The sequence below is a fragment of the Blastomonas sp. genome (genome assembly GCF_041747255.1).
In the GTDB taxonomy this organism is placed as follows: domain Bacteria; phylum Pseudomonadota; class Alphaproteobacteria; order Sphingomonadales; family Sphingomonadaceae; genus Blastomonas.
On sequence record NZ_JBGTFM010000399.1, the window covers coordinates 1 to 10,923 of the forward strand.

Sequence of the window (10,923 nt, forward strand, 5' to 3'; positions counted from 1 at the left end):
GCGATTGCGCTGCTGCCGCTCGACGGCGGATCGCGCGCCGAAGCCCAATCGGGAAATGGCGTTGTCCCCACGCAGGCCTTCAGCGAAGCGAAGCTGGCCGATCTGCGCGCGGCAGAAACCCCGGTGTTCGCCTATTTCACCGCCGACTGGTGCATCACCTGCAAGGCCAACGAAGCCGCCGCAATCCAGCGCGAACCGACCGCCGCCGCCTTCAAGACCGCAGGCGTGACCGTGCTGGAGGGCGACTGGACCCGGCGCGATGCAGAGATCAGCCGCTTTCTCGAAGCGCAGGGCCGCGCAGGCGTGCCGCTTTATGTCTGGTATGCGCCCGGCAAACCGCCGGTCATCCTGCCGCAGGTGCTGACCGTTGACAGTCTGACCGCGCTTGTGAAAGCGCTCTAGATAAGCCCCGCGAGCGGGCTGGCCGTTAGATGAGCCCGGCCAGCGGGCTCGATGGATCGGCATATTTTCGCGTTCCCATGCGTCCGGCAAGATACGCGTCGCGCCCCGCCTCGACCGCCAGCTTCATCGCGCGCGCCATGCGGATCGGGTCTTTGGCTTCGGCAATCGCGGTGTTCATCAGCACCCCGTCGCAGCCCAGTTCCATCGCGATGGCGGCATCCGACGCGGTGCCGACCCCGGCATCGACCAGCACCGGCACCTTGGCATTCTCGACGATCAGGCGGATGGTGACGCGGTTCTGGATGCCCAGCCCCGATCCGATCGGCGCGCCGAGCGGCATGATCGCAACCGCGCCCGCATCTTCAAGCCGTTTCGCGCCGATGGGATCATCGACGCAGTAAACCATCGGCTTGAAGCCTTCGTTGGCGAGGATTTCGGTCGCGCGCAGCGTCTCGTGCATATCAGGATACAGCGTCTTGGCCTCGCCCAGCACCTCAAGCTTGACCAGATCCCAGCCACCCGCCTCACGCGCCAGCCGCAACGTGCGGATCGCGTCCTCGCCGGTAAAGCACCCGGCGGTGTTGGGCAGATAGGTGACTTTTTTGGGGTCGATAAAATCAGTCAGCATCGGCGCATTCGGGTCTGACACGTTCACCCGGCGCACCGCGACAGTGACAATCTCGGCGCCCGAGGCCTTGAGAGCAGCGGCATTCTGCGCGAAGTCCTTGTATTTGCCGGTGCCGACGATCAGCCGCGAGCGGAAGGTGCGGCCGGCCACGCTCCAGCTATCGTTAGGCCAGCTATCGTTAGTCGAGCTGTCATCAGCCGCATGGTCACCGCCGCCCACGAAATGCACGATCTCCAGCGTGTCGCCGTCTGCCACCGCGACCTCGGCCAGCGTCGAGCGCGGCACGATGGTCAGGTTGCGCTCAACCGCCACCTTCGCGGGATCGAGCCCGAGCGTGCGCACCAGATCGGCAAGGCTTTGCCCTTCGGGAACGCGGCGTTGCTCGCCATTGATATGCAGGGTGATATTGGGGAGGGGCTCGTTCATGACGACGCCCTCATGGCGCGGATCGTGGCCCAAGGGCAAGCCCCAATCAGGCCGTGACTGACGACGGGCAGGCTTTTGTCAGGCCTGCCGGGCGGTGCGATAGTTGAGGATATGCGCCACGGTCAGCGCCGCCACCCCGACCAGCGTCGCGCCATATTCGCTCTCATGCGGCAGCCACAACGCAACCAGCATCGCGCCGATGCCGATGGAGCCGATGGCCAGCGGCAGGCCCGCGCCATGCCGCAACGCCCCATGGCCAAGCGCCAGTGCCGCCATCACCGCTGCTGCAACAAAGCCGAGTTCGTGCACCAACGGCGACAGGAACACCCCGCCCAGCGAAGCAAAGCCTGCGACCAGCCAAAGCCCGGCCGCGCAATGCACGATGCACAATGCGGAAAGCGCGATGGCGGCCGAGTCGAGTTGACCGGAGCGGGAGAGACGAGACAACATGTCATGCGACATAGGTGACAACATATCATGGCGCAATGCCACTTAACCAGTTTTGTGCAAAAAAACTGCTTGCATGACAGTGCCCTGCACCCGAAATGCGTGGCATATGACCAGCCTCTCAGAAGCGCTTGTTCCAGCCCGCCCGCAGGCTGCTTCGGCCCAGCCGAGGGCCATTGCCTATTGGCTTTATGGCGTAGCGTTGCTTGTTTTCGTAATGGTGGTGGTCGGCGGCATCACTCGGCTGACCGAATCGGGCCTGTCGATCACAGAGTGGAATGTCGTTACCGGCACACTGCCGCCGTTGAGCGACGCCGCTTGGGCCACCGAGTTCGCCAAATACCAGCAAATCCCCGAGTATAAGGAGGTCAACCTCGGCATAACCCTTGCCGAGTTCAAAACCATCTATTTCTGGGAATATATTCACCGCCTACTTGGCCGCGTGATCGGGCTGGCCTTTGCCGTGCCGCTCGCGTGGTTCGCGCTACGTCGTTCCATCCCCAGCGGCTATGGCTTGCGGCTGGTGGCGCTGCTGGCGCTGGGCGGTCTGCAGGGCACCATCGGCTGGTGGATGGTCACATCGGGCCTTTCCGAGCGCACCGATGTCAGCCATTTCCGGCTGGCGGTGCATCTGCTCACCGCGCTGTTCATCATGGCCGGGCTGATCTGGACCGCGCGCGACCTGCAGGCGTTCGCACGTGATCCGCAATCACGGCCCGCGCGCCTGACAAGCCTGAGCATCACCGTCATCGTCATCCTGTTCGTGCAGCTGTTGTTCGGCGCATGGGTGGCGGGGATGAACGCGGGCTATGCCGCGAACACCTGGCCCAGAATGAACGGCGCGTTTGTTCCAGTCGATATCGACTGGTCGCAAGGGGCGATTTATACGTTCACCCATGATCCGTTCCTTTTGCATTTCATCCACCGCTGGTGGGCGTTTGTTGCGGCTGCTGCATTGATCGTGCTCGCCCGCGCGGTCCGCCGACATGACCGGACGATCTCGGTTGCGATCAATGCGACGCTGGGGGTACAGATCCTGCTCGGCATCGCCACAGTACTGACCGGGGTCAACCTGCATCTGGCAGTGCTGCATCAGGCGGTCGGGGCGCTGCTGGTTGCCAGCGTCGCCGGGGGCGCGCATCGGCTGGGTCAGTACCAGATCACGACGCAGCCCGCGCCAAAATTGGCAGGCGCGCAATGACCGGCGATGTCAGCGATATCCGGCTGGTCTACTGCCCGTTCGCTGACGACGAAGAAGCCCGCACAATCGCCCGCACCGTGGTGCGCGAGCAGCTGGCGGCGTGCGCGAACATTCTTGGCGGCACCACATCGATCTATCATTGGCAGGGCGCGTTGACCGAACAGGCCGAGGTCGCCGTGCTGTTCAAGACCGCGCTGCCGCAATCGAAGGCCTTGGTCGCGCGCATCGTTCAGCTGCACAGCTATGACGAACCGGCCGTGCTGGTGCTGCCGGTCGAATACTGCCCGCCCGGCTTTCGCAGCTGGGTCGAAAGCGCCACCGTCTCCATCGCGTAAGCGTTTGACCGGTCATTGACCGGCCAAGATTGCTGCATGGTATTATAATACCTCACGGCAAACGCGCGCAATGCTTGACTTACAGGCTACAGATCGTCATGAGCGCCGCTTCCGGTCGGATGTCAGAGTTCGACATGAAGTTTTACGAATCGGTTGAATGGACCTCGGCGTGGCATGGGTTTGCCATCGCCAAATCCTGCCAGCCACAGCGAAAAGGTTAAGGCCATGAAGGCTTTGCTCAAGACCACCAAGTCGGCCAAGCCGGCCGAGGTCGAAAAGAAATGGCACATTATTGATGCCGACGGACTGGTGGTTGGCCGCGTTGCGGTGATCATCGCCAACATCCTGCGCGGCAAGCACAAGCCCAGCTACACCCCGCACGTCGATTGCGGCGATCACGTGATTGTCGTCAACGCGGGCAAGGTGATGCTGACCGGCAACAAGCGCGACAAGAAGGTCTATTACAAGCACACCGGCTATATCGGTGGCATCAAGGAAGTGACCGCAGCCAAGGTGCTCGACGGTCGTTTCCCCGAGCGCGTGCTTGAAAAGGCGGTGGAGTGCATGGTCCCCCGTGGTCCGCTTGGCCGCCAGCAGATGCGCAACCTGCATCTCTTCACGGGCACCGAACATCCGCACGCCGGGCAGCAGCCCGAGGCGCTGGACGTTGCCTCGCTCAACCGCAAGAACAAGGTGGGTGCATAATGTCTGATACCGTGCAATCCCTGTCCGACATCAAGGACATCGCCGCCGATACCGGTGCCCCCGTCAACACCGCACACACCGGTGGTGGCGGCGCGCCTGCCCCGATCCGCGAGCAGGAACTCGACAAGCAGGGCCGCGCCTATGCCACCGGCCGCCGCAAGGATGCCGTGGCGCGCGTGTGGATCAAGCCCGGATCGGGCAAGATCATCGTCAACGGCCGCGATCAGGAAATCTATTTCGCCCGCCCGACGCTGCGTCTGGTGATCAACCAGGTGTTCGACATCACCGAACGTCGCGGCCAGTATGATGTGGTCTGCACCGTCAAGGGTGGTGGCCTTTCGGGCCAGGCCGGCGCTGTGAAGCATGGCATCAGCCAGGCACTCAGCAAGTTTGAGCCCGCGCTGCGCAGCGCGGTCAAGACCGCCGGCTTCCTGACCCGCGACAGCCGCACCGTCGAGCGCAAGAAATCCTCCAAGGCCAAGGCGCGCAAGAGCTTCCAGTTCTCGAAGCGCTAATAGCGGCTTTACGTCAGATACAAGAAAAGGCCTCGGAGCGATCCGGGGCCTTTTTTGTGTCGCTCAACTCTTTCGCGCGGCGAGATAGAACCAGTCGCCCTGACCGATATGCGGACCGAGCATTGCACAGGGGGCAAAGGCCAGCGCATAAGCCAGCCGCTTGGGACTCCGCAGCAGATCACGCGGGCGCCCGAAGGTATAGGTGAGGTCAATCGCGGTATGGCGCGTGCCAAGACAGGCAAAGCCCGCCTTTTCCAGCATCGCCGACAGCGTTTTGACGGAGAACTGATAGAGATGCCATGGCGGCTCGGGGTGCGGCCAATAGCCCAGCAGCCCGGCAAGCGGATGCGACGATTTGGGGAACAGGCCATCGATATTGGGCGTCGAGACGATGAACAGCCCGCCGGGTTTGAGCAGGCGATGGACCGCCGCGATATCGCCCGCCGGATCGCGGACATGCTCGATCACGTCGAACATGGTGACGATATCGTAGGCTTCGGTCTCGCTGCCCAGCGCATTGATGTCGCCCTCGTGCACCGTCAGGCCGAACTGATCGCGGGCAAACTGCGCTGAACGGCGTGAAAATTCGACCCCCGAGGCTTCGAACGCGGCACGGGCAGCCTTGTCGAGAAACAGCCCGGTCGAGCATCCAATGTCGATCAACCGCCCGGTGCTGGCCCATTGCCGGGTAAAGGCGAGATGCGCATCGGCGACACCCGCCATCTTGGCAAATTCCCGGCTGGCAGGGTCGTGCAGCGCGCTGTGATAGTTGGCCTCGCCCTGATACATCGCGGCAAGTGCATCAGGATCGGGCGGATCGGCGATATAGGCGAGCCCGCAATGGCTGCAGCGAACGAGGTGGTAGCCCTCGGTGCGGGCCACAAGATGCGCGTCGTGCGATCCACAATGGTTGCAGGCCATGGCTGGCCAGTCCTGTGCCATGTCGCGGCCCCCCAGCTGCTTCGTCCTGACGAATTGTCAGGAACTGGCTAATCACAGGGGGTAAAAATCGGGTGAACGCACAACCCGCGCGACGCCATCAATCGGCGAGCATCGACCAGAAATGCGGTCCGCCACGCGGCACATCCCATTCGCTCAGCACGCGGAAGCCAAGGTTCTGGTAAAGGCCGACATTGGCGGGCGTTGCGGTTTCGAGGAAGACCGGCTTGCCCTCGCTCCGTGCGCGCTCCAGACCGGCGCGGACCACTGCCCCGCCCCAGCCTTTGCCCTGCGACTGCGGCCGCACGCCGACATAGTGCAGATACCAATAATCGATGCCCTTTGGGTGGTGGCCGTCAATCGCGCCGCTTACGCCAAGCGCGCGGGCCAGTGCGCTGCCGAAGGTGCGCATAAGCGGCCAGCCAAGCGCCAACATCTGCAGCGTCGGTGTGTGCGCCTTGCCCGGTGCGCGCCACAGGCTGGCGACCTCGTCGCCGGGTGAACGCAGCGCCATGCCGCTGGCGAGATCGGCGGGGGTTAATATGCCGAACATGCGCGGCAGGCGCACGCGGCGCTGATTCGCATCGGGGAGGATCCAGCTGACCGCCGGGTCATCCTGAAAGGCGAGCGACAGCGTCTCGACGATTGCGGGCGCATTTTGTGCATCACCTGCGACAATAAGGCGCGGATCGTTCATTCGGCAAATGCGGCGACAATATTGGGCGTCACCCGCGCCGGACGACCACTCGCCCGGTCGATCATCGCCCAGGTCGAGATGGCGGTGACAATGTCCTTGCCGCGTGCATCGGCAAAGACAATGTGCCGATTGAACCGCGCACCGCGCGGGGTTCCGGGCACCCATGTGCGACCCAGCGCCTGCTCGCCCACGCCGATGTTACCGCGATAATCGATCTCGTGCCGCACCACGACCCAGAAGTATGCCGAGACATGAACCGGGTCCGCCGCCGCCTGCCAGTGTGCCACGGCGATGTCCTGAATCCACTGCACCCACACCGCGTTGTTGACATGGCCCAACTCATCGATGTGCTCGAGCGTTGCGGTAAAGGTGCGGACGAAGGTGTTCATGGCAAGCCGTCAGAGTGTGGGTTCAAATCTCCCCCTCGGGAGCGCAGAAAGGCAAATTAGGAAGCAAGGCATAAGTAGCAGGATAAGGCCCGGTGAGCGTGTGCCAACCGGGCCGTTTTCTCAATCCGCCTTGGTATCGCTGGCCTTTTTCGTACGCGGTCGTTTGGCTCGCGGAGCCTTGGGCGGCGCCGAGACGATCTCGAAGGCGAGCGCGCCATCTTTCAGATGCACATTAACCTCACCGCCGTTGACCAGCTTGCCGAACAGCAACTCTTCGGCGAGCGGCTGTTTGATCTTCTCCTGGATGAGCCGCGACATCGGCCGCGCCCCGTAGAGCCGGTCATAGCCGCGCTCGCACAGCCAGTCGCGCGACGCCTGATCGAGCCGGATGTGCACATTCTGGTCAGCCAGCTGCAGTTCGAGCTGCAAGATGAACTTGTCGACGACGCGCGCCACAACCTCTGATCCGAGATAGGAAAACGGCACAATCGCATCGAGACGGTTACGGAATTCCGGCGTGAACATCTTCTTCACCGCCTCGTCCGACGCATCTTCCTTGCTGACATCACCAAAGCCGATTCCTTCGCGCGCCATGTCCGCCGCGCCCGCATTGGTGGTCATGATCAGCACAACATTGCGGAAATCGACCGTCTTGCCGTGATGATCGGTTAGCTTGCCGTTGTCCATCACCTGCAGCAGGATGTTGAACAGATCTGGATGCGCCTTTTCGATCTCATCGAGCAACAGCACGCAATGCGGCTGCTGGTCGATCGCATCGGTGAGCAGCCCGCCCTGATCATAGCCGACATAGCCAGGAGGCGCGCCGATCAGCCGCGAGACCGAGTGCCGCTCCATATATTCAGACATGTCGAAGCGCTGCAGCGGAATGCCCATGATGCTGGCAAGCTGACGCGCAACCTCGGTCTTGCCGACCCCGGTGGGGCCTGAAAACAGATAATTGCCGATTGGCTTGTCCGGATCGCGCAAGCCTGCACGGCTGAGCTTGATCGCGCTCGACAGAACCTCGATGGCTTTGTCCTGGCCAAACACCACCCGCTTCAGGTCACGGTCAAGATGCTCCAGCACCTTCTTGTCATCCTTGGACACCGATTTTGACGGAATGCGCGCCATCGTGGCGATCACGCTTTCAATCTCGCGCGCGGTGATGATCTTGCGCCGCTTGTTGGCAGGCACCAGCATCTGCATAGCGCCGACCTCGTCGATCACGTCGATTGCCTTGTCGGGCAGCTTGCGATCGTTGATGTAGCGCGCTGACAGTTCCACCGCGACCTTGATCGCTTCGGGCGTGTATTTGACGTTGTGGTGCTCCTCAAAGGCGCTGCGCAGGCCTTTCAGAATCTTCACGGTGTCTTCAATGGTCGGTTCGTTGACATCGATCTTCTGGAACCGGCGCAGCAGCGCGCGATCCTTTTCGAAATGGTTACGGAATTCCTTGTAGGTGGTCGATCCGATGCAGCGGATCGAGCCGTTGGAGAGCGCCGGCTTGAGCAGGTTGGAGGCATCCATCGCGCCGCCGCTGGTTGCGCCTGCCCCGATCACGGTGTGGATCTCGTCGATGAACAGCACCGCATCGGGCATTTTCTCAAGCTCGGACACGACCTGCTTCAGCCGTTCTTCAAAATCGCCGCGATAGCGCGTGCCTGCCAGCAGTGCGCCCATATCGAGCGAATAAATGACAGCTTTTTCAAGTACTTCTGGCACATCGCCTTCGACGATCTTGCGCGCCAGCCCTTCGGCAATCGCGGTCTTGCCGACGCCCGGATCACCCACATACAGCGGGTTATTCTTTGACCTGCGGCACAGAATCTGGATGGTCCGGTCGACCTCCGGCCCGCGCCCGATCAGCGGATCAATCTTGCCCGCCATTGCGCGTGCATTGAGGTTGACGGTAAACTGGTCGAGCGCGCTGTCCTTCTTCTGCTTGGCGTTGTCCTGCTTGTCTTCCTGCGGCTCTTCGCTGCCACGCGGGCTGCGTGGTTCGACCGCCTGGCCACCCTTGCCGATGCCGTGGCTGATATAGCTCACCGCATCGAGGCGGCTCATGTCCTGCTGCTGCAGGAAATAGACTGCATAGCTTTCGCGCTCGGAAAACAGCGCGACCAGCACATTGGCGCCGGTCACCACATCCTTACCCGACGACTGGACGTGCAGGATCGCGCGCTGGACGACGCGCTGGAAGCCCGAGGTCGGCGCGGGGTCGGTCTTTTCGGCGACTTTCAGCGAGTCGAGTTCGTTATCGAGATAATGCGTCACCGCATCGCCCAGTTCGCCAAGGTCCACCCCGCAGGCCTGCATCACCTGCGCCGCATCCGCGTCATCGATCAACGCGAGCAACAGATGCTCAAGCGTGGCATATTCGTGCCGCCGGTCAGCGGCATTGTGCAACGCCTGGTGCAGGGTTTTTTCGAGGGATTCTGCAAATGACGGCATGATGTCGATACTCCGTGAGCGAACCTGAAACGTCAGCTCTCTTTGTCACACTGCCCGGAAAAAGAGCCGGGCCTCTTCAATCAGGCGCCGCATTGCCTTGCCCCAAAGCCACGCGGGCGCCTGGTATCAATATAAGACAGTGTCACGCCAAAACCAGCGAGGCACAAGGGTGTTGTTGTGAATAAATGCTAGCAAGGTCTATGCCAGACCTATATGCGATCCGGGCCTGCCCCCGATCAGCCCTTGCTAAACAGCGCCTCCGCGCTGGCACGGTGCTGAGTTGCAAACGCCTTGCGGGCCTCACACCGGCCAATTTCCGCCCGGCACAGCGCAATCCGCGCGCCCAGTTCGTCTACCGAATAGGCATCAATGTCTTCAGTGCCCAGTTTCTGGGCAGCATCGGCGCGCAGCCGGGCGAGGCTTTCGTCTCCATCCATAACTGTTAATGTTGACCCGATGCCGCTTGCTGTCAATAAGGGCGATTGCGCACATTCCCGCTGACCGCGCGCAAAATAGGGGCAAGAACATGTCAGCCGCCGCACATCGACACCCCATCGCCACGACCATGCAGGCCGTCGACTATGCCGCGCCCGGCGGACCAGAGGTGCTGGTGGCAACGCAAATGCCGGTCCCGGTCGCGGGCGAAGGCGAGGTGCTGGTCCGCGTCGCGGCCGCGGGCGTCAACCGCCCCGATGTGATCCAGCGGCAGGGATTTTATCCGCCGCCGCCGGGCGCGCCGCATGTGCCGGGGCTCGAGATCGCGGGCACGGTCATTGCGGTTGGCCCCGATACCGATGATGCGATCCTGGGCCAGCCGGTGTGCGCGCTGGTCGCAGGCGGCGGCTATGCCGAATATTGCCTTGCCCGCGCCGACCACTGCTTGCCGGTGCCCGCCGCGCTGACGATGGCCGAGGCTGCAGCGATGCCCGAAACGTTGTTCACCGTCTGGCACAACCTGTTCCAGCGCGCCTACGCCCGCGACGGCGAAACCGTGCTGGTCCACGGCGGGACCAGCGGCATTGGCTCGATGGCGATCAAGCTGGGCAGGCTGTTTGATGTGCGTGTCATCGTCACCTGCGGCACCGACGACAAATGCGCCGCCGCGCTCGACATCGGTGCGGCGCACGCCATCAACTACAAAGCCCGGGATTTTGTCGAAGAGGTCAAGACGCTGACTGACGGCAAGGGCGTCGAGATCGTGCTCGACATGGTCGGCGGCAGTTACTTGCCGCGCAACATGGCGTGTCTGGCCGACGATGGCCGCAATGTGACCATCGCGGTGCAGGGGGGCATGCAGGCCGACATCTCGGTGCTTGAGATCATGCGCCGCCACCTGACGCTCACCGGATCGACGCTGCGCCCGCGCTCCAACGCGTTCAAGGCGCTGCTGGCTGACGAGATTGCCCGCGAGGTCTGGCCGCTGGTGGCAGCAGGCGATCTCGCGCCGATCATCCACAGCCGCTATCCGCTGGCCGATGCGGCCAAGGCGCACGCGCAGATGGAATCGGGCGATCTGATCGGCAAGATCGTGCTCGAAATTGCCTGACGCGGCGCGCATTCTGGCCCGGTTTGACACGGCCCGGCCCACGCACTGTCACATTCCCGTCATCGCCATGCGATTCTAATTGTCACATTAAGCCGCCATTGGCTTGGTCCCGAAGGATGTTTCTTTCGGGAGTTCGCAGGTTATGTCACTGGAACAATACGGCGACCATATCGGCGCGCTGGTCGGCGGCCAAGCCGGGCTTGACCGGGGTGATGGCCAGAACCTGCTGGACAATGTCACCG

Annotated in this window: 13 protein-coding genes; 6 read left to right on the plus strand and 7 right to left on the minus strand. The window is 62.5% G+C overall.

Features of this window, described 5'->3' with window-relative positions; all coding sequences use genetic code 11:
* The coding region (locus tag ACEW8G_RS13430) for a thioredoxin family protein (protein WP_373488914.1) at positions 1-402 on the plus strand (402 nt) is incomplete at its 5' end.
* Between the two features lie 25 nt (positions 403-427).
* Here ACEW8G_RS13430 and thiS read toward each other — a convergent pair.
* Both thiS and ACEW8G_RS13440 read right to left on the minus strand, forming a co-directional pair.
* Entirely contained in the window at positions 428-1,456 is a 1,029-nt protein-coding gene (gene thiS / locus ACEW8G_RS13435; RefSeq protein WP_373488915.1) for a sulfur carrier protein ThiS, read from the minus strand.
* 78 nt (positions 1,457-1,534) lie between these two features.
* Positions 1,535-1,918, minus strand: coding sequence for a MerC domain-containing protein (locus tag ACEW8G_RS13440; RefSeq protein WP_373488916.1), 384 nt, complete (start codon positions 1,916-1,918; stop codon positions 1,535-1,537).
* Positions 1,919-2,012: 94 nt separating this feature from the next.
* On the opposite strand from ACEW8G_RS13440, the gene ACEW8G_RS13445 reads away from it, so the two are divergent.
* From ACEW8G_RS13445 to rpsI, 4 genes are all read left to right on the plus strand, one after another.
* On the plus strand, positions 2,013-3,104 hold the full coding sequence (locus tag ACEW8G_RS13445) for a COX15/CtaA family protein (RefSeq protein WP_373488917.1): 1,092 nt from the start codon (positions 2,013-2,015) through the stop codon (positions 3,102-3,104).
* Complete coding sequence (gene cutA, locus ACEW8G_RS13450; RefSeq protein ID WP_373488918.1) at positions 3,101-3,439, plus strand: divalent-cation tolerance protein CutA; 339 nt, start codon at positions 3,101-3,103, stop codon at positions 3,437-3,439. The genes ACEW8G_RS13445 and cutA overlap by 4 nt, the downstream gene beginning before the upstream one ends.
* Positions 3,440-3,664: 225 nt before the next feature.
* The gene (gene rplM, locus ACEW8G_RS13455; protein ID WP_373488919.1) at positions 3,665-4,144 is read left to right on the plus strand and encodes a 50S ribosomal protein L13; all 480 of its coding nucleotides are present in this window, start codon (positions 3,665-3,667) and stop codon (positions 4,142-4,144) included.
* On the plus strand, positions 4,144-4,659 hold the full coding sequence (gene rpsI / locus ACEW8G_RS13460; protein ID WP_373488920.1) for a 30S ribosomal protein S9: 516 nt from the start codon (positions 4,144-4,146) through the stop codon (positions 4,657-4,659). The genes rplM and rpsI overlap by 1 nt, the downstream gene beginning before the upstream one ends.
* Before the next feature lie 63 nt (positions 4,660-4,722).
* Here the strand turns inward: rpsI and ACEW8G_RS13465 are convergent, their stop codons facing one another.
* The 5 genes from ACEW8G_RS13465 to ACEW8G_RS13485 form a co-directional block, all read right to left on the minus strand.
* Positions 4,723-5,601 carry a methyltransferase domain-containing protein gene (locus ACEW8G_RS13465; RefSeq protein WP_373488921.1) on the minus strand — a complete coding sequence of 293 codons (879 nt, stop codon included), beginning with the start codon at positions 5,599-5,601 and terminating at the stop codon, positions 4,723-4,725.
* 97 nt (positions 5,602-5,698) lie between these two features.
* Positions 5,699-6,295: a GNAT family N-acetyltransferase gene (locus ACEW8G_RS13470; RefSeq protein ID WP_373488922.1), complete on the minus strand. Its 597-nt coding sequence runs from the start codon at positions 6,293-6,295 to the stop codon at positions 5,699-5,701.
* The gene (locus ACEW8G_RS13475; RefSeq protein ID WP_373488923.1) at positions 6,292-6,684 is read right to left on the minus strand and encodes an acyl-CoA thioesterase; all 393 of its coding nucleotides are present in this window, start codon (positions 6,682-6,684) and stop codon (positions 6,292-6,294) included. The genes ACEW8G_RS13470 and ACEW8G_RS13475 overlap by 4 nt, the downstream gene beginning before the upstream one ends.
* 120 nt (positions 6,685-6,804) lie before the next feature.
* Positions 6,805-9,135 (minus strand): ATP-dependent Clp protease ATP-binding subunit ClpA, encoded by a 2,331-nt coding sequence (clpA, locus tag ACEW8G_RS13480; protein ID WP_373488924.1) that lies wholly within the window; start codon positions 9,133-9,135, stop codon positions 6,805-6,807.
* Between the two features lie 236 nt (positions 9,136-9,371).
* On the minus strand, positions 9,372-9,572 hold the full coding sequence (locus ACEW8G_RS13485; protein WP_373488925.1) for a DUF1192 domain-containing protein: 201 nt from the start codon (positions 9,570-9,572) through the stop codon (positions 9,372-9,374).
* An 89-nt stretch (positions 9,573-9,661) separates the two neighbouring features.
* Here ACEW8G_RS13485 and ACEW8G_RS13490 point away from each other — a divergent pair, with 89 nt between their 5' ends.
* Entirely contained in the window at positions 9,662-10,681 is a 1,020-nt protein-coding gene (locus tag ACEW8G_RS13490; protein ID WP_373488926.1) for an NAD(P)H-quinone oxidoreductase, read from the plus strand.
* The last annotated feature ends 242 nt before the right edge of the window (positions 10,682-10,923 follow it).

Bases quoted from the DNA above. Each gene is read 5' to 3' on its own strand.
- rpsI (WP_373488920.1), top strand. From the start codon at position 4,144: ATGTCTGATACCGTGCAATCCCTGTCCGACATCAAGGACATCGCCGCC.
- ACEW8G_RS13445 (WP_373488917.1), top strand. From the start codon at position 2,013: ATGACCAGCCTCTCAGAAGCGCTTGTTCCAGCCCGCCCGCAGGCTGCT.
- ACEW8G_RS13470 (WP_373488922.1), bottom strand. From the start codon at position 6,295: ATGAACGATCCGCGCCTTATTGTCGCAGGTGATGCACAAAATGCGCCC.
- thiS (WP_373488915.1), bottom strand. From the start codon at position 1,456: ATGAACGAGCCCCTCCCCAATATCACCCTGCATATCAATGGCGAGCAA.
- ACEW8G_RS13490 (WP_373488926.1), top strand. From the start codon at position 9,662: ATGTCAGCCGCCGCACATCGACACCCCATCGCCACGACCATGCAGGCC.
- ACEW8G_RS13485 (WP_373488925.1), bottom strand. From the start codon at position 9,572: ATGGATGGAGACGAAAGCCTCGCCCGGCTGCGCGCCGATGCTGCCCAG.
- rplM (WP_373488919.1), top strand. From the start codon at position 3,665: ATGAAGGCTTTGCTCAAGACCACCAAGTCGGCCAAGCCGGCCGAGGTC.
- clpA (WP_373488924.1), bottom strand. From the start codon at position 9,135: ATGCCGTCATTTGCAGAATCCCTCGAAAAAACCCTGCACCAGGCGTTG.
- ACEW8G_RS13475 (WP_373488923.1), bottom strand. From the start codon at position 6,684: ATGAACACCTTCGTCCGCACCTTTACCGCAACGCTCGAGCACATCGAT.
- ACEW8G_RS13465 (WP_373488921.1), bottom strand. From the start codon at position 5,601: ATGGCACAGGACTGGCCAGCCATGGCCTGCAACCATTGTGGATCGCAC.
- cutA (WP_373488918.1), top strand. From the start codon at position 3,101: ATGACCGGCGATGTCAGCGATATCCGGCTGGTCTACTGCCCGTTCGCT.
- ACEW8G_RS13440 (WP_373488916.1), bottom strand. From the start codon at position 1,918: ATGTCGCATGACATGTTGTCTCGTCTCTCCCGCTCCGGTCAACTCGAC.